This is a genomic window from Pigmentiphaga sp. NML080357 (assembly GCF_002188465.1).
Taxonomy (GTDB): domain Bacteria; phylum Pseudomonadota; class Gammaproteobacteria; order Burkholderiales; family Burkholderiaceae_B; genus Pigmentiphaga.
The window spans coordinates 104,001-129,007 of the sequence record NZ_NINW01000029.1 but is presented as its reverse complement, the minus strand read 5'-3'; the positions used below and the strand labels follow the sequence as shown (position 1 = coordinate 129,007).

The 25,007-nt window shown below is 67.2% G+C and carries 21 protein-coding genes and 1 riboswitch; of the genes, 7 read left to right on the top strand and 14 right to left on the bottom strand.

The features are described from left to right. Positions 1-79 precede the first annotated feature (79 nt). Both CDO44_RS12330 and CDO44_RS12325 read right to left on the bottom strand, forming a co-directional pair. A complete protein-coding gene (locus CDO44_RS12330; protein WP_087780505.1) occupies positions 80-2,035 on the bottom strand; it encodes a bifunctional UDP-sugar hydrolase/5'-nucleotidase in 1,956 nt (651 codons plus the stop codon). 128 nt (positions 2,036-2,163) lie between these two features. Then, the gene (locus tag CDO44_RS12325) at positions 2,164-2,724 is read right to left on the bottom strand and encodes a TMEM165/GDT1 family protein (RefSeq protein ID WP_087780504.1); all 561 of its coding nucleotides are present in this window, start codon (positions 2,722-2,724) and stop codon (positions 2,164-2,166) included. A gap of 46 nt (positions 2,725-2,770) precedes the next feature. After that, positions 2,771-2,908, bottom strand: a riboswitch (yybP-ykoY riboswitch). A gap of 74 nt (positions 2,909-2,982) precedes the next feature. Here CDO44_RS12325 and CDO44_RS12320 point away from each other — a divergent pair. Together CDO44_RS12320 and CDO44_RS12315 are read left to right on the top strand one after the other, a co-directional pair. Beyond that, the gene (locus tag CDO44_RS12320; protein WP_087780503.1) at positions 2,983-3,762 is read left to right on the top strand and encodes a M15 family metallopeptidase; all 780 of its coding nucleotides are present in this window, start codon (positions 2,983-2,985) and stop codon (positions 3,760-3,762) included. 44 nt (positions 3,763-3,806) lie between these two features. Then, positions 3,807-5,159 (top strand): MFS transporter, encoded by a 1,353-nt coding sequence (locus CDO44_RS12315; RefSeq protein WP_087780502.1) that lies wholly within the window; start codon positions 3,807-3,809, stop codon positions 5,157-5,159. On the opposite strand, the gene CDO44_RS12310 is transcribed toward CDO44_RS12315, so the two are convergent. Further along, on the bottom strand, positions 5,151-6,023 hold the full coding sequence (locus CDO44_RS12310; RefSeq protein ID WP_087780501.1) for an endonuclease/exonuclease/phosphatase family protein: 873 nt from the start codon (positions 6,021-6,023) through the stop codon (positions 5,151-5,153). The genes CDO44_RS12315 and CDO44_RS12310 overlap by 9 nt on opposite strands. Before the next feature lie 201 nt (positions 6,024-6,224). Between CDO44_RS12310 and CDO44_RS12305 the strand changes: the two genes are divergently transcribed. After that, on the top strand, positions 6,225-6,785 hold the full coding sequence (locus CDO44_RS12305; RefSeq protein ID WP_087780500.1) for an NADPH-dependent FMN reductase: 561 nt from the start codon (positions 6,225-6,227) through the stop codon (positions 6,783-6,785). A 196-nt stretch (positions 6,786-6,981) separates the two neighbouring features. On the opposite strand, the gene CDO44_RS12300 is transcribed toward CDO44_RS12305, so the two are convergent. Beyond that, positions 6,982-7,350, bottom strand: a complete 369-nt coding sequence (locus CDO44_RS12300; protein ID WP_087780499.1) for a DUF423 domain-containing protein — start codon at positions 7,348-7,350, stop codon at positions 6,982-6,984. Positions 7,351-7,403: 53 nt separating this feature from the next. Continuing rightward, positions 7,404-7,826 (bottom strand): VOC family protein, encoded by a 423-nt coding sequence (locus CDO44_RS12295; RefSeq protein WP_087780498.1) that lies wholly within the window; start codon positions 7,824-7,826, stop codon positions 7,404-7,406. Positions 7,827-7,951: 125 nt separating this feature from the next. Here CDO44_RS12295 and CDO44_RS12290 point away from each other — a divergent pair, with 125 nt between their 5' ends. Then, on the top strand, positions 7,952-8,842 hold the full coding sequence (locus CDO44_RS12290; RefSeq protein WP_087780497.1) for a LysR family transcriptional regulator: 891 nt from the start codon (positions 7,952-7,954) through the stop codon (positions 8,840-8,842). A gap of 75 nt (positions 8,843-8,917) precedes the next feature. Continuing rightward, on the top strand, positions 8,918-9,346 hold the full coding sequence (locus tag CDO44_RS12285; protein WP_087780496.1) for a VOC family protein: 429 nt from the start codon (positions 8,918-8,920) through the stop codon (positions 9,344-9,346). A 109-nt stretch (positions 9,347-9,455) separates the two neighbouring features. On the opposite strand, the gene CDO44_RS12280 is transcribed toward CDO44_RS12285, so the two are convergent. The 3 genes from CDO44_RS12280 to CDO44_RS12270 are packed head-to-tail and all read right to left on the bottom strand — an operon-like array spanning position 9,456 to position 15,096. Then, positions 9,456-10,874, bottom strand: coding sequence for an efflux transporter outer membrane subunit (locus tag CDO44_RS12280; RefSeq protein WP_087780495.1), 1,419 nt, complete (start codon positions 10,872-10,874; stop codon positions 9,456-9,458). Between the two features lie 10 nt (positions 10,875-10,884). Continuing rightward, positions 10,885-13,968, bottom strand: coding sequence for a MexW/MexI family multidrug efflux RND transporter permease subunit (locus CDO44_RS12275; RefSeq protein WP_087780494.1), 3,084 nt, complete (start codon positions 13,966-13,968; stop codon positions 10,885-10,887). A gap of 18 nt (positions 13,969-13,986) precedes the next feature. After that, positions 13,987-15,096, bottom strand: coding sequence for an efflux RND transporter periplasmic adaptor subunit (locus CDO44_RS12270; protein ID WP_087780493.1), 1,110 nt, complete (start codon positions 15,094-15,096; stop codon positions 13,987-13,989). 165 nt (positions 15,097-15,261) lie between these two features. Between CDO44_RS12270 and CDO44_RS12265 the strand changes: the two genes are divergently transcribed. Next, complete coding sequence (locus CDO44_RS12265; protein WP_087780492.1) at positions 15,262-15,888, top strand: metalloregulator ArsR/SmtB family transcription factor; 627 nt, start codon at positions 15,262-15,264, stop codon at positions 15,886-15,888. Positions 15,889-16,009: 121 nt separating this feature from the next. Here the strand turns inward: CDO44_RS12265 and aspS are convergent, their stop codons facing one another. The 5 genes from aspS to CDO44_RS12240 all read right to left on the bottom strand — a co-directional run bounded on the left by aspS (position 16,010) and on the right by CDO44_RS12240 (position 22,497). Then, the gene (gene aspS, locus CDO44_RS12260; protein WP_087780491.1) at positions 16,010-17,809 is read right to left on the bottom strand and encodes an aspartate--tRNA ligase; all 1,800 of its coding nucleotides are present in this window, start codon (positions 17,807-17,809) and stop codon (positions 16,010-16,012) included. Between the two features lie 76 nt (positions 17,810-17,885). Further along, positions 17,886-18,485 carry a DUF502 domain-containing protein gene (locus CDO44_RS12255; RefSeq protein WP_233146157.1) on the bottom strand — a complete coding sequence of 200 codons (600 nt, stop codon included), beginning with the start codon at positions 18,483-18,485 and terminating at the stop codon, positions 17,886-17,888. Between the two features lie 49 nt (positions 18,486-18,534). Further along, a complete protein-coding gene (locus CDO44_RS12250) occupies positions 18,535-18,864 on the bottom strand; it encodes an FmdB family zinc ribbon protein (protein WP_087780489.1) in 330 nt (109 codons plus the stop codon). Between the two features lie 201 nt (positions 18,865-19,065). Further along, complete coding sequence (locus CDO44_RS12245) at positions 19,066-20,340, bottom strand: putative Na+/H+ antiporter (protein ID WP_087780488.1); 1,275 nt, start codon at positions 20,338-20,340, stop codon at positions 19,066-19,068. A gap of 129 nt (positions 20,341-20,469) precedes the next feature. Further along, positions 20,470-22,497 (bottom strand): methyl-accepting chemotaxis protein, encoded by a 2,028-nt coding sequence (locus tag CDO44_RS12240; protein WP_158213272.1) that lies wholly within the window; start codon positions 22,495-22,497, stop codon positions 20,470-20,472. Between the two features lie 244 nt (positions 22,498-22,741). Between CDO44_RS12240 and CDO44_RS12235 the strand changes: the two genes are divergently transcribed. Further along, positions 22,742-23,620 carry a manganese catalase family protein gene (locus tag CDO44_RS12235; protein WP_087780486.1) on the top strand — a complete coding sequence of 293 codons (879 nt, stop codon included), beginning with the start codon at positions 22,742-22,744 and terminating at the stop codon, positions 23,618-23,620. A 14-nt stretch (positions 23,621-23,634) separates the two neighbouring features. Here the strand turns inward: CDO44_RS12235 and CDO44_RS12230 are convergent, their stop codons facing one another. Continuing rightward, positions 23,635-25,002, bottom strand: coding sequence for a UDP-glucose/GDP-mannose dehydrogenase family protein (locus tag CDO44_RS12230; protein WP_087780485.1), 1,368 nt, complete (start codon positions 25,000-25,002; stop codon positions 23,635-23,637). Positions 25,003-25,007: the final 5 nt, after the last annotated feature.

Genomic DNA, 25,007 nt, shown 5'->3' with positions numbered 1-25,007 from the left:
TACCGCTCTCCATGCCGCGCCAGACGCCAGGAAAGTCCCTCGCCCCCCTGCTCGCCCGAACCCCACCGCTCCGGCCGCGTCAGCGCGTCGCGGAAGTCCACATATCCCTATGCGACTTGGTGCTGTAGAGCCCCGCATCGAGCTTGCGCAGCTGCGGCAGGCCGTTGCCCGCCTTGGGCTGGGCCGCGATGTATTCCAGGAAGACATCGGCATCCAGCACGCCCACGTCCAGCCGCCTGGCCGCCGGCACGGCGGCCAGCGTGGCATAGCCGTCGCCGCCGTTGGCGTTGAAGCTCAGCACGAACAGTTTGTATGTACGGGTGGCATTGCCCAGGTCCAGCAGGGCCCAGTTGCCGGTGGCGCTGTCGCGCAGCTCGATGTTGCTGACGCGGCTGCCCTTGGGCTGGGTCGCATCCACGTCCCACCGCAGCCCGCCGGTATAGGGATAGGGGCCGGTGGCGCCCGAACCGCCATAGGTAGCCTCCAGGCCGTCCTCCAGCACGTTCTTGATCTCCGCCGCCGTCACTTCCAGACGATAGAGCTGATTGCCGAACGGCACCACTTCGATGGCGCGGCCCGCCGTGATGTCACCCTGCAAGGGCACCCGCACGCCGCCGCCGCTCTGCAGCGTCAGGTCGGCGCCGCCGTAGGACTTCTGCGCAATCTCCAGGAAGGCCTGGGCGACGATCTGCTGGATGTCGCCGCCGCGCCGCGTCACGTCGCCCAGCGCATTGCACGCCGCGCTCGATCGCCCGTAGTCGTTCCAGCCCGCGGTCTGGGTGGGAGACCCGCCCGGCACGCGCCGCGAGCACAGTTCCTCCGGCGCCTGCGCCACGACGGTCTTGTTGAAGGCATCCACCTGCTGCTTGAAGGGCTGGAGCAATTGCGCAGTGGCGGCGTCCGGCGCCGTCACCTTCAGGAAACCGCTGGCCTGCACGTCGGCCAGGATCGCGGTCCGGTCGGCCGCTCCCGCCGCCGTGCCGCCTATGGCGAAGTCGTCGCCGATCAGGACGTGGGGCGTGCCCTCGCACTTGCTGACCTCTCCCTTGGCGTCGAATTCAACCTTCAACTCGCCCACCACGCGGCTGTACTCCCACGCCTGCACCAGGCACACCGGCTTGCCTTGCTTGTCCGTCGCCCGGGTGGGATAGGCGCCTCCCGGCGTCGCGCCCAGGCCGTACGTAGCCGCCATCGCGTCGGGGCCGAGCAGCGTATGGGAATCGCCGCCCACCAGCACGTCCACGCCGTCGAGCTTGGCGACGATCTCCTTGTCGTACCCGTATCCGGTATGGCTGAGCAGGATGATCTTGTCGACGCCCTGCGCGCGCAGCGCGTCGATCTGGCGTTGGGCCGCCACCGCCTCGTCCTCGAACACCGTGCCCTTGTCCGGGCTGGAGGAAGCCTGGGTCTTGGCGGCGATCGTCAGGCCGATGATGCCGATCTTCTGGCCGTCGCGCTCGACGACCGTGGAGGGAGACACCGCGCCCGGCGCCCGCGAGGGATGCAGCGCCGACGACGCTGCGAAGCTGACGTTGGCGCTCAGCGCGGGGGTCTTGCAACTGCCGGCGTGGAGCAGGTCGAGGAAACTCTTCAGGCCGCTGTCGCCCTTGTCGAACTCGTGGTTCCCAAGCGCAAACGCATCGAAGCAGACCGTGTTCATCATGGCCGCGTCGGGCTCGCCCATCTTGCCGGCGCGGTTGAAATACAGCGTGCCGGTCAGCGCGTCGCCCGCATGCAGCTTCAGCACGTGCGGCGACTTCGCCGCCAGTTCGTCCATCGCGGCCTTGACCCGGGGGAAACCGCCCGCCGATACCGTCACGGCCTTGCGCGATCCGTCCGCCACCTTCAGTTGCAGCGTGGACGAGGTTGCATCCAGGTGGGAATGATGGTCGTTGATGTGCAGGATGGTCAGAGCCAGGGGCCGGGCCTGCGGCTCCGGCGCGGCGGGAACGGGATCGTCATCGCCCGACGACAGGCAGCCCGCCGTCAACAATACCGCAGCCAGCCCCGCGCCGCTGCTCAGGATTCTTTTCATGGTCGTTGTCCCTGTGTCCACTGAGGAACACGCAGGATGCCGGCCTGTCATGAAATGGTCGTGAAACTTGCATGAAGATCTCGTTGCACCGCCCCGGGGTCCAGGCCCCCCGGGGGATCCGCCCGCGGCTAGAACAGGCCGAACAAGGCGGCCAGGCCCAGACAGGCGAAGATCAGCGCGGCGATGCCGTGCACCAGCCTGACCGGCAGGCGATGCGCCAGCTTGTCGCCCAGCAGGACCGCCGGCACGTTGGCGATCATCATGCCCAGCGTGGTGCCGGCCACGACGGCCGAATAGGCATGGAACTGCGCCACCAGGGCCACGGTGGCGATCTGCGTCTTGTCGCCCATCTCTGCCAGGAAGAACGCCACCACGGTGGTGCCGAACACGCCGAACCGCAACCGGCCGGTCTCGGCTTCATCCAGCTTGTCGGGTATCAGCATCCAGATCGCCATGGCCAGGAACGACAGGCCCAGGATCCAGCGCAAGGCGTCCGGACCGATGACCTGCGTGAGCCACGCCCCCACGGCGCCGGCCAGGGCGTGATTGACGATGGTTGCGGTGAAGATGCCCAGGACGATGGGCCAGGGCCGCCGCCAGCGGGCGGCAAGACAGAGGGCGAGAAGTTGGGTTTTGTCGCCGATCTCGGCCAGGGCCACGATGCCGGTCGAGACGAGGAAGGCTTCCATGCTGCAAACGCTCCGGGCCGGACGGTTGACCGAATGATCGTGCACCAGCCCCGGCCCTCCGGAAGCTGCACGATCAAAGGTCTTGCCAAGTCCAGGACCGCCTGCGCCATGCCCGGAGGCAAGTATGTTGACGCAGACCCTTGCGCCCGCGAGCACAAGGAGGCTACTCCCCAATGACGGGGGCGAGTATAGCTCATCTGGCCCGCGGCGCGCGGCACGCCGCATAATATGCGCTGCTTGACCCGATGGAACGCCTGCATGAAGAACCGCACCCCCGACCCGGAAGACCGCGGAGGCGCCAGTCCGTTGGCCCAGGCCACGGGCGCCTGCCTCGCCGCCGCGGCCTTGCTGGCGCCCGCCGCCCATGCCCAGGACGAACCGCCGCCCATTCCGGTGGGCTTCGTCCACCTGACCGACGTGGCCCAGACCGTGCGGCTGGACATCCGCTATCACGGCAGCGCCAATTTCATGGGCCGGCCGGCCGCGGGCTACGACGCTCCCACCTGCATCCTGACCGAACCCGCCGCGCGGCGCCTGCTCGCCGTGCAGCGCGAGCTCCGCCCCCGGGGCTTGACCCTCAAGGTGTTCGATTGCTATCGCCCGCAGCGCGCGGTCAGCGACTTCGTCGCCTGGACCCGCGATGCCGCCAGCCAGCAGACCAAGGCCGAATACTTTCCGGGAGTGGCCAAGGAAGCGCTGCTCGAGCTCGGGTACATCGCCGAGCGTTCCAGCCACAGCCGGGGCAGCACCGTCGACCTGACGCTTGCGGCGCGCGACCCGGAACGTGCGCAATCACTCCCCACGCAGGGCCCGCTGCTGCCCAACGGCGAAGTGGACATGGGAACCCCGTTCGATCTTTTTGATGTAAAGTCGCATACTGACAATCCAGATTTACCCGAGGCTGTCCGGCACAACCGCCAGTTCCTCAAGGGCCTGATGGCCAGACACGGTTTTCGCAACCTGCCCGAGGAGTGGTGGCACTACACCCTGGATGACGAACCGTATCCGGACACCTATTTCAACTTCCCCGTACGCTGACCCGCGCCTTGCGCCCCGCGCGGGGGCGTGCCCACAATAAGAACATGTCTTCCCTGGACGGACTCCCCCCGCCGCGCAAATACTGGGCCTTGACAGCGACGATGCTGGCGATGGCGATGACGGTCCTGGAGACCACCATCACCAACGTCGCGCTGCCCTCCATCGCGCGGGATCTCGGCGTATCCCCCGCGCAGGCCGTGTGGATCGTCAACACCTACCAATTGGCCATCGTGGTCGCGCTGCTGCCATTCTCGTCGCTGGGCGAGATCCTGGGCTACCGCCGGGTGTTCGGCGCTGGCCTGGCCGCCTTCACCATCGCCTCGGCGGGCTGCGCGATGTCGCACAGCTTCACGATGCTGATCTCCTTCCGCGTCTTCCAGGGCCTCGGGGCGGCGGCCGTCATGAGCGTCACGCCGGCGCTGCTGCGTTTCATCTATTCGCAGAAGCAGTTCGGGCGGGCGATCGGCTACAACGCGCTGGTGGTGGCCACCTCGTCGGCCGCCGGCCCGATGCTGGGATCCCTGATCCTGTCCCTATCGTCGTGGCCGTGGCTGTTCGCGGTCAACATCCCGATCGGCCTGTTCATCCTGTCCATAGGCAGCCGCATGCTGCCCGAGACCGAACTGGCCAAGCGGCGTTTCGACGCGCTCAGCGCCATCCTCAGCGGCCTGACCTTCGGCCTGCTGGTGGTCGGCGTCGACCGCCTGCTGCCCGACATCAAGACCGCGGCCGTCCTGCTGTGCGGCGCGGCGATCGCCGGCGTCGCCCTGGTTCGGCGCGAACTCACGCAGGCCACGCCGCTCCTGCCGCTCGACCTGCTGCGCATACGGCAGTTCGCGTTCTCGGTAGGCGCGTCGGTATGCGCATTCTCGGGCCAGACCATTTCCTATATTTCGCTGCCCTTCTACTTCCAGCAGGTGCTGGGGCGCAGCCAGCTGGAAATGGGCATGCTGATGGTGCCTTGGCCGCTGGCCGTGGCGATCGCCGCGCCGCTGGCCGGCCGCCTGTCGGAAAGCATCGTGCCCGCCATCCTTTGTTCGGTGGGAGCCGGCCTGGTCGCCCTCGGCCTGGTCCTGATCGTCCTGCTGCCGGTGGACACGCCCAACGGCTGGGTCATGGCTTGCATGGTGGTATGCGGTACGGGTTTCGGCATGTTCCAGACGCCCAATAACCGCGTCATGCTGACCGCTGCGCCGCGCCATCGCAGCGGCGGCGCCGGCGGCCTGCAGGCAACGGCCCGCCAGTTCGGCATGGCGCTGGGGGCCGCGCTGGTTGCGCTGGCTTTCACGGCCGTGCCCGCGCACGGCTCGACCACCGGCCTGGTGCTGGCCTCCGTTTTCCTGGCGGCCGCCTCGGCGGTCAGCGCCGCCCGCCCCGGGACCCGCGTGTCAGGGTAGCTCCAGCTCGGCAAGCAACGGTGCGTGGTCCGACAACCGCGTCCACGGCCGCCCGTACAGCACGCTGGCCTGCCTGACCGAAAAACCGCGCTGGTAGATCCGGTCCAGCCGCAGCCACGGGAAGATCGCGGGGAACGTGCGCGGCGGTCTCGGCGCGAGCAGCTCATTGCCCATGCCGAGCTTGGGCGGGCTTGCCAGGCTCGCGCGAAGCCGCCATGGCGTGGCCTCGCCGCCTCGCAGTACCTTGCCGAGCATCCGGACCGAATCGCGCAGCCGGGGCAGCTCGACGTTATTGCCGCGCGGCGCCGTCGCGAACACCTCGTGCACCTCCAGGCGCCTGACGAGGATGTCGGACAGCACGTTGTTCCAATCGTTGAAATCGCCGGCGATCAGGATGGGAGCCCCGGGCGGCACGGCTTCCTCGATACGGGAAACCAGGGCCGCCACCTGCCGCGTGCGGCTGCCGGCGAACAGGCCCAGGTGCACCACGAAACAATGCACCTCGTGCCGGCCGATGGCTACGCACGCGTGCAGCAGCCCCCGCTGCTCCAGCCGGTGGTCGGAGATGTCCTGGTTCTGGTGCGACAGGATGGGGAATCGCGACAGCAGCGCATTCCCATGGTCGGTGTGCCGGTAGACGGCGTTGCGGCCGTAGGCGGCCTCCAGCCGCAGCGCGGCCGCCAGCATCTGGTGTTGCTCGTGCAGCGTGCCGGATCTGTCGTTGCGGCCCTGCACTTCCTGCAGGAAGGCAAGATCGGCTCGCAGCCCGTGCAGGCCCAGGCGCAGCTCCTGCACGGATTCGCGCTTCCCCAGGGCCGAGAGGCCCTTGTGGATGTTGTAGCTGACGATACGGACAACGGACATCGTGCACGGCAGGGGGCAGAAGGAATCCATTCTAGTGGATACGCGGCCGTGCACGCATGCGGATACAAGTGCATCGCCAGGAAACACCCCGCCCTGCGCTATCATGAACCGGCAGTCCTCGTTCCGGAACGACCGGCACGCGAGCGCAAGGCGCCACCGGGTTCCGGCATCCCCATTTTTCATCCAGATCCGGGAATCTTCATGAGCACCACCAAGATTGGCGTGATCATCGGCAGCCTCCGCAAGGACTCATTCAACCGCCAGCTGGCGAAAGCGGTATCCGCGCTCCTGCCCGCGCACATGCAGACCGAGGAAATCCCCATCGGCGAGCTGCCCCTGTACAACCAGGACCTCGACGCCGCCCTTCCGGCGCCGGCGGTCAAGTTCAAGCAGCAGGTGGAATCCGTGCAGGGATTGCTGTTCTTTACTCCCGAATACAACCGATCCTATCCGGGCGTACTGAAGAACGCCATCGACTGGGGCTCGCGCCCGGCGGGCAAGAGCTCCTGGGCAGGCAAGGCGGCGGGCATCATGGGCGCCTCGCCGAGCCAGGTCGGCACGGCCCTGGCCCAGGAACACCTGCGCATGGTGCTGTCGGCGCTGGACGTCGCCGTGCTGCCGCAGCCCAGCATCTTCGTCCAATACTCGGCCGGCCTGATCGATGCAGACGGCAAGATCACGAACGAGGCCACGGCCAAGTTCGTCCAGGGGTTCGTGGATCGGTATGTTGCGTGGGTGGAAAGGCTCCCCCCTACGCGCTGAAGGGAAGCCCACCCCCTACGCCCTCCGGGCGTCCGCCTCAAGGGGGCGACACGCGCGGGCCGGCAAAGCCGGATCCGCCGTGTCCTGGGGGACTACCAGGCCGGCATAGAGAGCGGCGTTCCTTTCTTTCCTTCTTTAGCGGAGCCGGAACCGGGGCCGGGGCCTTGAGCGCAAGAAAGGGATGTCGCTCGGCGGGTCAGCGTTCGGGGACGAGGGCGGCGATGGCGATGCCCAGCCAGCCTACGATCATGGCGCCGCCGCCGAAGGGGGCGGTGCCCCAGAGCAGTTTCATGCCGGCCAGCTGGCGCATGGCCAGGTCGACGGAGAACAGCAGCGTACCGGCGATGATGAGGGCGGTGGCGCCTACCAGAACGGGCCGGCCGCGCTGGAGGTGCGGCGCCATGGCCGCGAGGCCGGCAACCGCGGCCGCATGCAGCAGCAGGAACAGCGCGGCGGTGGACAAGAGGCCGCCGCCCGACAGGTGCGTGGCCATGGCGGCCAGCATCACACCCGCCGCTCCCATGGGAGCGGCGCAGCCCAGCAAGACTCGAGAAGATAACAACATGCAGCGCTTCCTTGAAAAACGGCCCCGCCCGGGTCGCGCGCTGCCGAGACGGCCTATTTCGCGAACACCTGGCTGAGGTCGCCAAATGCCTTGAACTCGAGCGCATTGCCCGAAGGGTCCATAAAGAACATAGTAGCCTGTTCGCCGACTTCGCCCTTGAACCGGACATGGGGTTCGATCACGAAGTCGATTCCCGCCCGGCGCAGCTTGTCGGCCAGCGCCTCCCATTCTTCCATGGGAAGGATGGCGCCGAAATGCCGGACCGGCACATCGTCGCCGTCGACGGCGCTGGTGTGGCGCGTGCCCGCCTCGCCGGGCGACAGATGGGCCACGATCTGGTGACCATAGAAATTGAAATCGACCCAGGCATCGGAACTGCGGCCCTCGGGACAGCCGAGCAGATCGCCGTAGAACGCGCGCGCCTGCGCCAGGTCGTCCACGGGAAACGCGAGGTGGAAAAGCGGAATGCCAGCCATGGAATGCTCCGGAATAGGCCCGTGTCACGGGCCGGTTCCTTGATTGTATTGAACGAAACTTCTAATATGAAACGAAAGTTTTTCGCTCTTGTCATAAATTTATTTGATATATTCCGCAGGAAGGCATGGTCATCCGCTACCTCCAGACCTTCATCGCCGCGGCTCGGTCCTCGTCTTTTTCCGCGGCCGGGGCGCAACTAGGCTTGACCCAGTCGGCCGTCAGCACGCAGATCAAGCGGCTGGAGGAGGACCTGGGCTGCCAGCTGTTCGAGCGCGCGGGCAAATCGGTGCGGCTGAGCGAGCGGGGGCGGCAACTGCTGCCGGAAGCCGAGCACATCGTCGAGCGTTACCGGGAAATGCGCGGCGCCGGCAGCCGGCCGGCGCCCGTCGCCGCCAGCATCGGCGCCATTTCCACGGCACAGCTCGGCTTGCTGCCCGGCGCACTGCGCCGGTTCCGCCAGGCCTATCCCTCCGTGCACGTGAACGTCGTGCCGGGCATGTCGGCGCAGTTGCTGGTCCAGGTGGACGAAGAGGAGCTGGACCTGGCCGTGCTGATCAAGCCCAACCTCAACCTGCCGCGACACCTGAAGTGGATCGCGCTGATGCGCGAGCGCTATGTCGGCATCGCGCCTCGCGATGCGCGAGGGAACTGGGCGCAGGTAGCGGCCACCCTGCCCTTCATCCGCTACAACCGCAGGTCGCACGGCGGACACCTGGTCGACCAGTTCCTGAGGCGCCACGCCGCTCACGTGGATGATTTCATGGAGCTGGACGAACCCGAGGTCATCTTGCGCATGGTCCGCGAAGGGCTCGGCTGCGCCATCATTCCCGGGACGCTGGTAAACGCGGCAAGCGATGCGCAGGTGCGCATCGTCGAGCTGCCGGGGACGCCGTTCTTCCGCGAAATCGGCATCGTCGCGCGCCAGCCCGGCGAGCAGCATGCGGCGCTCGGCACGCTGATCGACGGGCTCGTGGCGCAGGCGGCCGAACTGGAAGCTGCGCCGAACACGAGGTAACGGTTGCGCGGTTGTTCGCGGCGGGAAGCGCATGCTACGGTTCCCGGGATCACCATCCCACATCCGGAGGGTTTCATGGCGAAATCGACCATCATTCCGTGCCTGGTGTATCGCGATGCTCCCGCCGCGATCGACTGGCTGTGCCGGGCCTTCGGCTTCACCAAGCACCTGGTGGTGCCCGGCGAGTCCGGCGACATCGCCCATGCCGAGCTTGCGTTTGGAAACGGCATGATCATGCTCGGTTCGGGCAAGAGCGAACTGATGAGCAAAATCACGGCAATGCCGGCCGACATCGGCGGCCGCCAGACCCAGACGCCATACATCATCGTGACCGATCCCGACGCGCACTACGCGACCGCCGTCAACGCCGGCGCGATGGTGGTGCGGCCCATCCGCGAGGAAGACTACGGCGGCAAGGGCTACAGCCTGCAGGACCCCGAAGGCTATATCTGGCACTTCGGCAGCTACGATCCCTGGCAGGAGTCGGAGCTGAATCCGCCGTAGCGGCTAACGCAGGATCCGGAGCAACAGCAACAGGCCCAAGGCCGGCGCCGCCTCGAAAACGGCGAACAGCCAGCTCGCCCAGGATGCCTCGGCTATGGTCGGGGCGAACTCATGGATGCTCCCGCCCCGCATCGTCCATGCCCCACCCGAGCGCCTTGTACAACGCCACGGCGTTGACGTACGACGCGGTCTCGGCCTGGGCGGCCTCCTGGCTGATCTGGTAGTAGCTGCGCTGGTTCTCCAGAACGGCAAGATAAGGACCGGCGCCCAGCCGATAGCGCCTGGTGGCGATGTCGAGCGCGGCCTGCGCATGCGAGGCCGACTGCGCCAGCGCGGCCAGCCGTTCCTGCTCTCGAGCCAGCCGGGTCAACGCGCGCTCGACTTCCTCCTGGGCCTGCAACAGCACCTGTTCATAGCGCGCCGACGCGCCGGCGGACCGGGCCTGCGAGGCGCGCAACCGCGCCCTGGCACTACCCAGCCGGAAGGCTGGCCAATCCACCGTGGGTCCGACCTCGAAGGCGCGCGCGGCGCTGCCCAGGTCACCGCCGCGCAGAGCGAAAAAGCCGATGAATCCGCCCAGGCTCAGCCGGGGATAGAGATCGGCCGTCGCGGCGCCCACGTCCTCGGTGCTGGCCGCGAGCAAGCGCTCGGCACGCACCACGTCGGGACGACGACGGATAAGGAAATCGGCGTCGCCCAGCGGCAGCCGCCCTACCAAGGGCGCCTGCCGCTGCATCCCCTGCCCGACCGGTGTCTCGCCCGGCCGCCGGCCCAGCAGCACATCGAGCCGGTACCTGGTTTCCTGGGCGGACGCCAAGAGCGGCGCGATGGCGGCTTCGCTGCGCGCCAGGTTCGCGCGGGCGTTCTCCAGGTCCTCCCGCAGGCCCCGCCCCTGTTCGACGCCGGCCTGCACCAGGCGCACCGTCCGGCGCCAGTTCTCGACCTCGGCGCGCGCCACCTCGAGCCGGCGCTGCAATCCCAGGTACTCGTAGTGATAGCGGGCCACGTCGGCGGCGATGGCGAGCCGCATCCCGTCCAGCTCGGCCTGCGCGGCCTCGGCATTGGCCTGAGCCGAGCGGCTCAGGTGCGCCAGCCGCCCGAACAGGTCGATTTCCCATTGCGCGTCGAAACCGGCACGGAAGGTCTCGGCGGGCTTGCGCTCCGGATCGCCGCCGGGCGTGGCCTGTTGCTGGATGCTGCGGCGGTAGGATGCCTGCGCGGTCACGGCGGGGTAGCGATCGAGCTCGCGCTCGTCGAACACGGCGCGCGCGGCCAAGAGGCTGGCATATGCCTGCCGCACGTCGTGGTTGCCGTCCAGCGCGGCGCCGATCAGCCGCTCCAGTTCGGGATCCTCGAAAAAAGACCACCATGGAGACCGGGCGACGGAAACCGTGCTGAATTGCGCTTTCTCGGCGCTGGCGAGTTCGATCTTCGGCACCTCCGGCTCGGCATAGCGCGGCCCCACGGCGCAGCCGCCCGCCAGCGCCACGGCGGCCAGCACGGCAAGCGTGGCGTATCTTCTGTTCATGCGAATCTCCTCAATGCAGGTGCGGCGCCGCATCCGCCTGCGCCAGCTCGCGGCGGCGCGCCTCGCCCGTGGCGTGGTCGCGCGCGAGCACCGAGTACACGGTGGGCAGCACGAACAAGGTGAACAGCGTACCCACGATCATGCCGCAGACGATGACCGAGCCGAGTCCGAAACGGCTTTGCGCCCCCGCCCCGGAGGCGAACAGCAGCGGCACCAGTCCGAACACCATGGCCGCCGTGGTCATCAGGATGGGCCGCAGGCGTATCTGCGCGGCGCGCAGCACCGCCTCGGCCGGCGACAATCGCCCGGCGGCGCGCAACTCATTGGCGAACTCCACCATCAGGATGCCGTGCTTGCTGATCAGCCCGATCAGGGTCACCAGCCCGATCTGGGTATAGATGTTGAGCGTGGCGACACCCATGGCCAGCGGCACCAGGGCGCCGCAGATCGACAGCGGCACGGTGATCAGGATGATGAGCGGATCGACCAGGCTTTCGTACTGGGCGGCAAGCACCAGGTAGATGACGATCAGGGCGGCGGCGAAGGCGAGCGCCAGCGCGCTGCCCTCCTGCTTGTACTGGCGGGCGTCGGACTGCCAATCGTGGCTGAAGTCCGCGGGCAGGCCGGCCGCGACCGAGTCGAGGAAGGCCACCGCGTCGCCGAGCGTCACGCCGGGCGCCGGAATCGCCTGGAACGTGGCTGAATTCTGCTGGTCGAACTGAGTCAGCTTGTTCGGCTCGACCTGCATCGATACCGATACGACGGTCGACAGCGGAACCAGCGTATCGTCCGCGGTGCGCACGTACTGGCTGGCCAGCGCCTCGGGCGTCAATCGCCGCTCGCGCGTGCTTTGCGGGATGACGTCGTAGGAGCGGCCGTCCATGCCGAAGCGGTTGATGTAGTTCTCGCCCACCAGCACCGCCAGCGATTCGCCGACGTCGCGCATGCGTATGCCCAGGCTGTTCGCCTTGGCGCGATCCACCCGGATCTGCACCACGGGATTGTTGAAATCGAGGTCGCTGTCCACGACGGCGAACAGGCCGCTCTGGCGCGCCCGCTGCTTGATGTCCTCCATCGCATCGAACAGGGTGCGGTAGTCGAGCGAGCTGCGCAGCACCATCTGCACCGGCAGGCCGCCCGTGGAGCCCGGCAGCGCGGGCATCTGGAACACGAAGATGCTGCTGCCTTCCACGTCGTTGACCGCGGCCTGCAGGTCGGCCTGGACCTGCGCCGCCGACCGCTTGCGCTCGTCCCACGGAGACAGGTCGATGCCGCCTATGCTGGAAGCCAGCCCGTCACTGCCGTTGATGATCCAGCGGCCGGTGGTCTCGGGCAGGCTCTGGTAGACCTCGTCCAGCTTGCGCGAGAAATGTTCCACATAATCGAGATTGGCATGCTGCGGAGACTTGACTGCCGTCAGCACGCTGGCCTGGTCCTCGACCGGCGCCAGTTCGCGCTGCGGCATCGCGTACAGGATGGGCAGGCTGATACATACCGCCAGCGCGAGCGCGCCGGTTATCCAACGATGGCGCAGCGAATACTGCAGCACGGCCGCATAGCGCCTCGTCAGGCCGCCGAAGAAGCGCTCCGCCAGCCGCGCCATGCGGCCCTCGTTCTGCTGCGCGGGGAGCAGGAAGGAACTCATCACAGGCGACAGCGTCAACGCGATCACCCCGGACACCACCACCGATCCGGCCAGCGTGAAGGCGAACTCCTTGAACAGTGCGCCCGTCAGGCCGCCCATCAGGCCGATGGGCGCATAGACCGCGGCCAGCGTCAGCGTCATGGCGATCACCGGCCCCGCCACTTCGCGCGCGCCGATCAGGGCCGCCGCCGCGGGCGAACGCCCTTCCTCGATGTGGCGATGCACGTTCTCGACCACTACGATGGCGTCGTCCACCACCAGCCCGATGGCCAGCACCATGGCCAGCAGCGTGAGCAGGTTGATGCTGAAGCCGAACATCAGCATGAGCGCCGCCGCGCCGAGCATGGACAGGGGAATGGTGGCGATCGGGACCAGCACGGTTCGCAGGGAGCCCAGGCACAGGTAGATCACCATCACGACGATGATCAAGGCCTCGATCAATGTGTGCATCACCTCGTCGATCGAAGCCTTGATGAAACGCGAGGTCTCGAACGCAAGCTTCGCCTCCACGCCGGGCGGCAAGGTCTTGCGGATTTCTTCCAGCTGCTTGCGTATGCCGTCCACGATCACCAGCGGATTGCCGGACGGCGTGGCCGCCAGCCCTACGTGGATGGCCGGCACGCCGTCCATGGTGGCGCTGCTCTCGGTCGCGGCCGCGCCCAGCTCCACGGTGCCCACGTCGCGCAGCCGCACCAGCCCGTTGGCATCGCTGCGTATCACCATGTCGCGGAATTCCTCGACGCTGACCAGGTCGGTGTTGACGCGCACGTTGGCGATCACGTACATGCCTTTCACCTTGCCGGGCGCCGCCTGGTAGTTGTTGCGCCGCACGGCCTCGGCCACGTCGGCGGCGGTCAGGCCCCTCCCCGCCAGCCGGTCGGGATCCAGCCACAACCGCATCGCCAGGCGCTGCCCGCCGTAGACTGATACCTTGGCGACGCCCTCGATGGTGGAAAACTTGGGCTCGACCACCCGGCGCACGTAATCGCTCAGGGCCGGCATCGACAGCGTATCGCTGGCAAAACCCACATAGGCCACGTCGGTGGATTCGCCCGCCGACCGCTCGATCACCGGATCGTAGGCCTGCTCGGGAAGGCGATAGCGCACCTGGTTGACCTTGGCCATGACCTCTGCCAGCGCCTGGGTGGAATCGCGGTTCAGCTCCATGCGCAGCGTCACCACGCTGCGGCCCTGCACCGATGACGACGCCAGGTAGTCCAGTCCTTCCACCGAGGACACCGCCTGGGCGATCGGCTGGGTGACGAAGCCTTGCATCAACTCGGCGGAAGCGCCGGGATACTCGGTGGTCACGGTAATGGTGGAACTCTCCAGCAGCGGATACTGGCGGATCGGCAGGCGCGTCAGCGACAGCAGCCCCAGGAGCAGGATCAGCGCGCTCACCACCAAGGCCAGCACGGGCCGGCGGACGAAAATGTCTGTGAACTTCATGAGGGCACCCGTGGAGGTTCAGACGCCGGGCGCCGCTGCGGCCGCGGGAATACGCAGCGAATCGCCGGCCATGGCCTGGACCGGCATGCCGTCGCCGAGCCGCAACTGACCCGAGGTCACGACGCGGTCGTTCTCGCGCAGGCCCTCTTCGATTTCCACCAGGCCGTTGTGGCGGACGCCGACCTTCACCGCCACCCGCTTGACCACCAGCCCCTTGCCGTCCTCCTCGCGCGCGACGAACACGGTATCGCCATAGGCCGTGTACGTGACCGCGGTTTCGGGAATGGCCAGCACCGCGGGCGGCGTGTCCTGCCGTTCCACCCGCACGCTGGCGTACATGCCGGCCTGGAGCACGCCGTCCGGATTGGGCAGGCTGGCCTGGACCCGCACGGTACGGGACCGGGTAATCATCGGGTCCACCGCAGTGATGGCCGCCCGGAAGCGCCGGCCCGGGTAAGCGTCCACCTGCACCTCCACCGGCTGGCCGGGGCGCAGCCTGGGACTGGCCTGCTCGTCCAGCGAGAAATTGGCGCGCAGGGACGCCGCGTCCACCAGGCTGACGATGGGATCGGCAGGATTCAGGTACTGCCCCTCGTGTACCCGCCGTATGCCCAGCACTCCGCCGAACGGCGCACGCACGGTCTTCTGCGCGATGACGGCGCGGATGCGCTGCAGCTCGCCCTGCGCCATGTCGAGGCTGGCGCGCGCATTGTCCAGTTGCTCCTGGGTCGCGGCGTCTTCCGCGACCAGCTTGCGCACGCGGGCATGCAGGATTTCGGCATTGCGCCACTGCGCCTCCAGGCGCCGGGCCTCGGCCTGTTCGGGCGCGTCGTTGAGCTGCAGCAAGACTTGTCCCGCCTTGACCCGCTGCCCCGATTCGAACGCGATGCGGGTCACCCGTCCGCCAACCTCGGCCGCCACCATGACCTGCCGCGCCGCCTCGAGTTCTCCGACGCCGATATAGGCCCGGGGCAAGTGCACCCGCTGGACGGAGGCGAGAGCCACCTTGGGAGGGGGATAGGATGCGGAGGCCGCGGGAGCGTCGCTGTCGGAAGCGACGACACGAAGGCCGACGGCAAGGGCCGCCGCGGCAACTATCGCCGAGCCGACCATTATTCTTTTGCGCATGATGGGACCTTGAAGGGGGCGTCGGCCGCGCCTGGTATCCGGGTGATTGCATACGTCGGACATTGACTTTCTCGACACCGGGACCGGCAAGGCCTATTATCAAAGCAATTTCTTGCATATTAGAGAGCCACTTTTATTTATGCAAGAAAGGCCTTGGAAAATAGAATGGTATTTCCCACCGCCGACCGCATCCTCTTCTTCATCAAGACCCACGGGCCGGTCTCCACCGCCACGCTCGCGCGCAAGCTGGAACTGACCACCGAAGCCGCGCGCCAGCAGGTGCAGAAGCTGGTGGCCGCGGGCCTGGTGGAAGGCCGCCAGCAACCGGCCAGCGGCGCCGGCCGCCCGCGCCAGGACTGGGTGCTGACAGAAGCCGGAAACCGTCGCTTTCCCGACACACACGCCCAGCTCACGGCGCAATTGATCGATTCGATCCGGCAGCTGTTCGGCGAAGAAGGACTGGATCGCCTGATCTCGAAGCGGGAGGAGGAAGCCCGCACCGCCTACCTGGCCACGTGCACCGGAGCAAGCCTGCCCGAGCGCCTGGAGCAACTGGCCCGGGTCCGCTCCGTCGAGGGCTACATGGCGCGCGTGGAACGCGACGGCGCCGACTGGCTGTTCGTGGAAGACCACTGCCCCATCTGCGCGGCGGCCCAGGCCTGCCAGGGTTTCTGCCGCTCCGAACTGCAGCTGTTCCAGGAAATCACGGGCGACGGCACGCGCGTCGAACGCGAACAACACCTGCTCGCCGGCGCGGGCCGATGCGTCTATAGAATCCGCCCCGTAAGCTGAAGCGCCTTCCCGCTGAGGGCGCGACCATACGCCTTGCCGCAGGCGCCATGCGCGCCTCGACAAACAAAAAGGCCCCGCTTCACAAGAAAGCGGGGCCTCGCGGCAGAACGGATAGCGAGCGTTACTGCGCCGTCTTGACCTCCGCCGCACGCAGGCGGATGTGCAGCTCGCGCAGCTGCTTCTCGTCCACCTCCGACGGCGCCCCCGTCAGCAGGCACTGCGCGCGCTGCGTCTTGGGGAAGGCAATCACGTCGCGGATCGATTCCGCCCCGGCCATCATCGTCACGATCCGATCCAGGCCGAAGGCGATCCCGCCATGCGGCGGCGCGCCGTATTGCAGCGCGTCCAGCAGGAAGCCGAACTTGGCCTGCGCCTCCTCGGCACCGATCTTCAGCGCCCGGAACACCTTGCTCTGTACTTCCTCGCGATGGATACGAACCGAGCCGCCGCCGATCTCCCAGCCATTCAGCACCATGTCATAGGCCTTAGCGAGGCAGGCGCCGGGATCCGACTCCAGCAGGTCCTCGTGGCCATCCTTGGGCGAAGTGAACGGATGGTGGGCCGCGGTGTAGCGCTGCTCCTCCTCGTCGTACTCGAACATCGGGAAGTCCACCACCCACAGCGGCTTCCAATCCCCCTCGACCAGGCCCTGCTTGCGGCCGAACTCGCTATGGCCGATCTTCACCCGCAGCGCGCCGATCGAATCGTTGACGATGCGCGCCTTGTCCGCGCCGAAGAACAGGATGTCGCCGTCCTGCGCACCGCTGCGGCGCAGCAGCTCCTGCAATGCGGCATCGTGGATGTTCTTGACGATGGGCGATTGCAACCCGTCGCGTCCCTTGGCCAGCTCGTTGACCTTGATCCACGCCAGGCCCCGCGCGCCATAGATGCCGACGAACTGGGTGAAGGCGTCGATCTCGCTGCGGCTGAGCTCGGCGCCGCCGGGCACGCGCAGCGCCACCACACGGCCGCCCGCGCTGTTGGCCGCGCTCGCGAACACCTTGAAGTCCACGTCTTTCATGACGTCGGTCAGCTCGGTGAACTCGAGCTTGACACGCAGGTCCGGCTTGTCGGAGCCGAAGCGGCCCATGGCCTCGCTCCACGGCATCACGGGGAACGGGTCGGCCAGTTCCACTCCCTTCACCGCCTTGAAGACGTGGCGGATCATGTTCTCGAAGATATCGCGGATCTCGTGCTCATTCAGGAACGAAGTCTCGCAATCGATCTGCGTGAATTCGGGCTGGCGATCGGCGCGCAGGTCTTCGTCGCGGAAGCACTTGACGATCTGGTAGTAGCGGTCGAAACCCGAGACCATCAGCAGCTGCTTGAACAGCTGCGGCGACTGCGGCAGCGCGAAGAAGTGCCCCGGGTTGACGCGCGAAGGCACGAGATAGTCGCGCGCGCCTTCCGGCGTGCTCTTGGTGAGCATGGGAGTCTCGATATCGATGAAGCCGAGCTCGTCGAGATACTTGCGCGCCTCGATGGCCACGCGGTAGCGCAGCATCAGGTTCTGCTGCATCTGCGGACGGCGCAGGTCCAGCACCCGGTGCGTGAGCCGCGTGGTTTCCGACAGGTTCTCGTCGTCGAGCTGGAACGGCGGCGTGACGGAAGCATTCAGGATCTCGATCTCGTGCGCCAGCACTTCGATCTCGCCCGACTTCAGCGCCGGGTTGGTGGTGCCTTCGGGACGCTTGCGCACCAGGCCCGTCACGCGCACGCAGAACTCGTTGCGCAGGCGCTCGGCAATCTGGAAAGTATCCGCGCGGTCGGGATCGCAGACGACCTGCGCCAGGCCCTCGCGGTCGCGCAGGTCGATGAATATGACGCCGCCGTGGTCGCGGCGACGGTGCACCCAGCCAAACAGGGTCACGATTTGTCCCAGGTACTCGGTCGAGACCTGGCCGGTATAGCAGGTACGCATGGAATCTCCGTCTAAATTGGTGTGTATCGATGCGAGGCCGGGCCGCGCACGCGCGCGCCGGACGTCGTCGGCGACGTCAATTGCCCCGCGCCGGGGAACCCGGCGCCACCACCCCCATCGACACGATGTACTTCAAGGCCGCGTCCACAGTCATGCCGAGCTCGACGATATCGGCGCGCGGCACCATCAAAAAGAAACCCGACGTCGGATTCGGCGTCGTCGGCACGTATACGCTTACGCAATCGGCCGGCAGATGCGCGGCCACTTCGCCGCTCGGCGTGCCAGTCAGGAACGCCAGCGTCCAGGCACCCTGGCGGGGGTACTGGACCAGCACCGCCTTGCGGAAGGCCTGGCCGTTGGGCGCCAGCACAGTGTCGCTGACCTGCTTGACCGAGTTGTAGATGGACCGCACCAGCGGAATGCGCTGGAGCAGTCCCTCCCAAATTTCGAGCAGCTTGCGGCCCAGCAGGTTGGCGGCGCCCATGCCTGTGAGCAGCACCACCACGATCACCACCGCCAGGCCGAATCCGGGAATGTGCCTGCCGAACAACGACTCGGAGGTCAATACCGACGGCACGACCGCTTCGAGCGTGGAAACGACCAGGCTCAGGACCCACACGGTGATGACCAGCGGGACCCAGATCAGCAATCCGGTGACGAAGTAGCGTTTGAACACGAAGGTTCCAGTCAAAAACCGGCGGCGCCACATGGGCGCCGCGCGAAGATCAGGCCGCGGCCGTCGCGCCCGGTGAGGACGAGGCGGCGGTCGACGAGGACGTCGACGACGCGGCGTCGGATCCGGAGCTCGACGATCCGGCGCCCTCGGACGAGCCGGACGACGACGCCGGTGCCCCGGCGGACCTGGATCCGCCGTTGTTGCGGAAGTCCGTTACATACCAACCCGATCCCTTCAACTGGAATCCGGCGGCGGTCAGCTGCTTGGAAAAAGCCGCCTGCCCGCATTGGGGACAGTCGGTCAGGGGGGCATCGGACAGCTTTTGCAACACGTCCTGCTCGTGTCCGCAGGCACTGCATTTATAGGCGTAGATAGGCATCGCCAAGACTCCTCAGGCATACCTCGGCACAAAAATCCTTCCGCACGCCGCGCAAGGCGCCTGGCGGCCGGACTTCTGGAAATTGATCAAAGCCTTGAATTTTAGCGACTTTTTGGGTATTTAGCGCGTTTACCCAGAAAAACCGCTGCGGCCGGCAGGACCGCGCGTGGCCGCCCCGGCGCGGGGCGCGGGCGGCCCCCCCTAGGCCGGCAACAGGAAAAAGACCGCCGCCACGGCGGTCGGCAGCGCCGCGCCCAGCAGCAGGGCCAGCGGCGTGATGGTTCCGCCCGGGAAAGTACCTTTCAGCACGGCGAAGCCGGCGGGATTGGGCGCATTGGCGATCACCGTCAGCCCGCCGCCGGTCACGGCCCCCGCCACGAGCATATAGCGCCAGGTCTCGGACGTTCCGTCCACCAGCGATCCGAGATAGGTCAGCGCGGCATTGTCGGTGACCGCCGTCAGCGCGGTCGCGCCCCAATACAGCACCAGCGGGGACATGTCGGCCAACAGGTCCTGCAGCCACCATTTCTGCAATCCGCCCAGGACCACCAGCCCGGCCAGGAAGAATCCCACCATCAGGCCCTCCTTGATCATGAGCGGCCGCTGGTACTTCTTGTAGGCCTCGGTATAGCCGATGAACAGCAGGAACAAGCCCATGAACACGGCGGGATGGTGGGCGAAGAGCACGACGGCCGCCAGGAACGCCACGTGCACCGCGGTAACGCTGACGGGCACCTCGCGCCTCGTGCCCTCCATGCCCGCAACCGGCCCCGGCCCGGCCAGCAGCCGGCGGAAGCACAGAGTCGCGATCAAGGCGTTCAAGGCCACGGCGCCGGCCGCGCGCCAGCCGAAGTGGGCCAGCATGTAAGAGGTATCCCAGCCGAAGGTGGAAGCCACCATCAGCACCGGAGGCGCCGCGTACGAGGTCAGCACGCCGCCGATCGAGACGTTGACGAACAGCACGCCCAGAGTGAAGTACTTGAAACGGGTGTCCTCGATGCGGTGGAAGCAGGTATCGCGCAGCATGACCGCCGCCAGCGTCATCGCTGCCGGCTCGGTAATGAGCGATCCGAGCAACGGCACCAGCGACAAGGTCAGGAAATAGACCGCGACCTGCCGGTTGACCGGCACCACGGCGGCGATCACGGCCACGAGATGGGTGACGAGATTCAGGATGGGCCGGCTTGCGGCGATCACCATGATGGCGAACACGAACAGCGGCTCGGTGAAGTTGCGCGTGTCCATGTACTCGACGGCCGCTCCGGCGCCGGCCAGGGCGGCCATGGCCAGCAGCAGCACGAAGGCCCAGAACCCGAATACGGCCTCGACCTCCGATAGCATGTGCCACAACCCCGCATGCCTGCCCCCCTTGTGCGCCAGCCTGGCGAACACCGGGACGGAAAAAGTGTGGAGGATGGCGATCGCGAACAGGAGGGTGGCGATCAGTTCGATCGCGCTGACGGAGAAGGCGGTCATCGTGGGCGGGAATCCTGGCGGTGGCAAGGAGGCGGGAGCAGTTTACCCGCCCACGGGCGCCGTGGCAGCCCTGGCGCCGGAGATCGGCCGCCCGGCGCGCCCTGCGGCGGCGCGCCGGCTCCCATGCAATCAGGTGCGCAAGGTCCGGATGGTTTCGTCCAGCACCTGGGCCTGGTTCTGCAGGGATTCGGCCGAAGCGACCGATTGCTGCACCGCCGCCGCGGACTCTTCGGAGTACTGGGCGATCTGCTCGACGCGGCTGGCGATCTGCTCGGACGCCGACTTCTGCTCCATCGCGGCGTTCGAGATATCGGCAATGACCTCGGCCGTGCGGCCGGCGGCTTCGCGGATGCGGACCAGCACTTCGCCGGCCTGGCGCGCCCCCTCGGCCGAACGCTGCATGTCGGCGTTGACCTGGCGCATGGCGTCGGCCGCCAGCGCGGTCTGTTTCTGCACCGCGGCGATGACCTCGGCGATCTGCGAGGTGGACGACTTGGTGCGTTCGGCCAGGCCCCGCACTTCGTCGGCCACCACGGAAAAACCGCGGCCCTCCTCGCCGGCACGGGCCGCCTCGATGGCGGCGTTGAGGGCGAGCAGGTTGGTCTGCTCGGCGATCTCCTGGATGGTCTTGACCACCGCCGAGATCTGGCGCGAGGACGCTTCGAGCTCCTGGACGACCTCGGCCGAGCTGGCGACCTGGGTGGCCATCTTCTCGATTTCAGAGACCGTCTGGGTCACGACCACCGAGCCTTCTTCGGCCGCCGAGCTCGAGGTCCTGGAGAAATTATTGGCTTCGCGCGTATTGTCGGCGATCTGCGAGATGGAGACCGTCAGCTGTTCCACCGCCGCCGCCACGCCGCTGGCGGCCTCGGACTGCACTTCGGTGCCCTTGCCGATCTGGTTCAGGGCCTGGAGCGTCTGCGTGGTGGCCGCGGCGACCTGGGAACCGGTGGAATTCATCTGTTGGGCAAGGTGGGCGATGCGCGCACGCGTGGCGTTGATGCGATCGGCCATGATGTGGATCTCGTTGCGCGAGCCACGGGGGCCGGCGGGGACGTCGCGCGTCAGGTCGCCGTCGCCCAGCCGCGCAATGCCCTCGACCACGTCGCGCACCGGCCGCAGCGCGTTGGACATCTGGTAGTAGGTAAGCAGGCCGGTCAGCACGCCGCCGGCGACCAGCAGGGCCACCATCAGCAGGATCTGCCGGTACTGCGCCGCCATGAACTGGGACTTCGGTCCCGTGGCCACCAGCGTCCACCCCCAGTTCGGCACGGTCTGGAAAGCGACCAGCATCGTCGAATCGTCGGTGGAACGCGTGGCCTCGGCAAAGCCATGGTCCTCGTCGACCAGCTTGTAGTAGAAGGAACGGTCCGCCTCGGGCGTGTCCTCCACCGTCTTGCCCTTGTAGAGCGGATGCACCAGGAACTCGGACGAGCCGTTCACGCGCGGCGTCATCGCGAACATGTTGCCGTAGCCGGCCACCTTGGTCTTCTCGATGAAGTCGAGGACGCCGCCCACGTCGTCGGACAGGTCGACCTGCAGGGTAAGGCCGCCGAATATCTTGCCGTTGTCGTCCTTGAGGGGACGGACGTGGATCGCGTACCAGCGGCTATTGCGGTAGACGATGTCGGTGGCCGCCTGCTGCGTGTCCATGGTGGTGGCGACGAAATCCCCGGCCGGGATGGGCTGGCCGGTGAGCGGCGAGCCGTCCGAACCGCGCAGCAGCGTCGCGGCGCGTATCCAGCGGTCGTTGTGGCGCACGACCAGCTCCGGCTCGGCGCCGGTGTAGCTGCGCATGCGCTGCAGGATCGCGGTGTTGCCGTTCAGGATGGTCTCGCCGGCGCGCACGGTCATGATTTCTCCGGCGACGCCGGTTTCGGTGACGGTGCCGTCGGGCGAAGGCAGCTCGCCCAGCATGCGCTGGAACACAAGCAGCTGGCGCTCGACCCGCCCGCGCGAGGACTCGAACGTGGAGACCAGGCTGGCGTTGATCGACCCGAGCGCGTCCATCATTTCGCGCTCGACCGCGTCCTGGCCGGCGCGCAAGCCCTGCCAGGCCACGACGACGGCGGTCACCAGCGACACGACGGCGCTGACGGAGAGCGCCAGCACCAAGACCTGCTTGGCCAGAGATCGCTGGCCCAAGCCGAGAGACACACCCATTTCTTACCCCAAACCGTTATTGCCGGCTCGTGCCGGTCGTTTCGAGCGCACACATCCCTTCACAGGCAGGCGTGTATGTGTTTACGGCAAGGGTGAACAGGAGTTGAGCGGTTTTTGGAGCGGGTATTTCCGGGGGCAAGGCCCGCCGGCACTAGGGAAATCCCGGTGGCGGGACGCCCTTCGCCGGCGCGGGCATGCTTCCTGCGGCACCGACGCCTCGTTCGTCAAGGAGATCTCCATGTTCGCGCACAACAAACGACTGCAATACACGGTCAGGGTATCGGAATGCAATCCCGGCCTGGCCAACCTGATGCTGGAACAGTTCGGCGGGCCCCAGGGGGAACTGGCGGCCGCTTGTCGCTACTTCACCCAGGGCCTGGCCGAGGACGATCCGGGCCGCAAGGACATGCTGATGGACATCGCCACGGAAGAGCTGAGCCATCTCGAGGTGATCGGTACCATCGTCGCGATGCTCAACAAAGGCGCCAAAGGCAAGCTGGCCGAAGCCACCGAGGAAACGGCGGAGCTCTACCGTTCGATCACCGGCGCCGGCAACGATTCCCACTTGACGCAGGTGCTCTACGGCGGCGGTCCGGCGCTGGTCAATTCGGGCGGCGCGCCGTGGCACGCCGGCTACATCGACTCCATCGGCGACCCGTCGGCGGACCTGCGCTCGAACATTGCCGCCGAGGCCCGGGCCAAGATCATCTATGAACGACTGATCAACCTGACGGACGACCCGGGCGTCAAGAGCGCGCTGCAATTCCTGATGACCAGGGAGGTCGCGCATCAGCAATCGTTCGAGAAGGCGCTATACGCAATGACGCCCAACTTCCCCCCCGGCAAGCTCCCGGGCGACCCCCACTTCACCAATGTGTACTTCAACATGTCGCAGGGCCCCGGGGACATGCGCGGCTCATGGAACAGCGATGCCCATTTCACCTACGTCTCGGACCGCGAAGAGCAGTGCGCGGTGGATGGTGGCGACGGCCTGCCCCAGGTCACCCTGAATCCCGAGGAACAGACCGCGGTGGAAGATCTCTCGATCCGCACCATGTCGGACCCCGAGGTCGACCCCACCACGGGGGCCGAGCTGGGCGCGGGCGAGACGCGCTGAGCCTGTCCCGGCGGCTACCGGACCGCCGCCGGGACGGCCGCCGGACGGCGCACCGAGGAAGACCCGGTGCGCCCGACGCCTTCGTAGCGCAATCCGCATGCCTCCACGTATCCGGGATCGTAGATATTGCGCGCGTCGAACACGGCGCGCGCCCGCAGGGCCTGCGCCAGGCCGCGGAAATCCGGCGACTTGAATTCCCGCCACTCGGTCATGACGACCAGCGCGTCGGCGCCTTCGCAGGCGGAATAGGCATCATCCGCGATCGAAAAGCCATCGTGGCGCAGCGCGCGCAGCGCATTGGCGGCGGCCACGGGATCGTAGCCCCGCACGAGCGCCCCGGCCCGAAGCAGGCGGCCGATCAAGTCGATGGCGGGCGCCTCTCGTATGTCGTCGGTGGCGGGCTTGAAGGCCAGCCCCCAGACCGCGATGGTGCGCCCCGCCAGCCGCCCGTGGAAAAAACGCTCGAGCTTCTCGTAGAGCACGGCCCGCTGCCTCATGTTGACCGCCTGCACGCTGTTCAGTATGTCGGCCGGCGCGCCGTACTCCTCGGCCAGCCGGACCAGTGCGCGCACGTCCTTGGGCAGGCACGAGCCGCCATAGCCCGCGCCGGCGTACAGGAAGTCGTAGCCGATGCGGGGATCCGCGCCCGTTCCGCGCCGCACCGCCTCGATGTCGGCGTCGACACGTTCGGCCAGGCCCGCCAGTTCGTTCATGAGCGATATCCGGGCGGCCAGCATCGCATTGGACGCATATTTGGTGAACTCCGCCGAGCGAACGTCCATGCAGATGAGCCGGTCGCGATTGCGGTTGTAGGGAGCGTACAGCGCGCGCAGCAGCGCGCAGGCGTGTTCGTCTGAGGTGCCGATGACGATGCGGTCCGGCCGCTGGAAGTCGTCGATGGCGTGTCCTTCCTTCAGGAACTCGGGATTGGAGGCGACCAGCAGTTCGTAGGGCGCCCCACGGCGAGCCAGCTCGGCGTCCATCACCTCGCGGACGCGATCGCAGGTGCCCACCGGCACGGTGGACTTGATTACCACCAGCATGTCGCGCGCAGCGACGCGGGCCACCTCCAGGGCCGCCTGCAGCACATGGCCCAAGTCCGCGGCGCCGTCTTCGCGCGGCGGCGTGCCGACCGCGACGAAGGCCGCGTCGGCGTCGGCCACGGCAAGCGCCAGGTCGTCGGTGAACACGAGGCGGCCGGCCGACGTGTTGCGCGCGACCAGCGTGTCGAGACCCGGCTCATAGATAGGCAGGTGGCCGCCGCGCAGCAGGTGCAGCTTGGCAGGGTCGCTGTCTACGCAATACACCTTGTTGCCCACGTCGGCCAGGCAGGCCGCGGTGACCAGGCCTACATAGCCCGCGCCGATGACGGCTAGATTCATGGTCT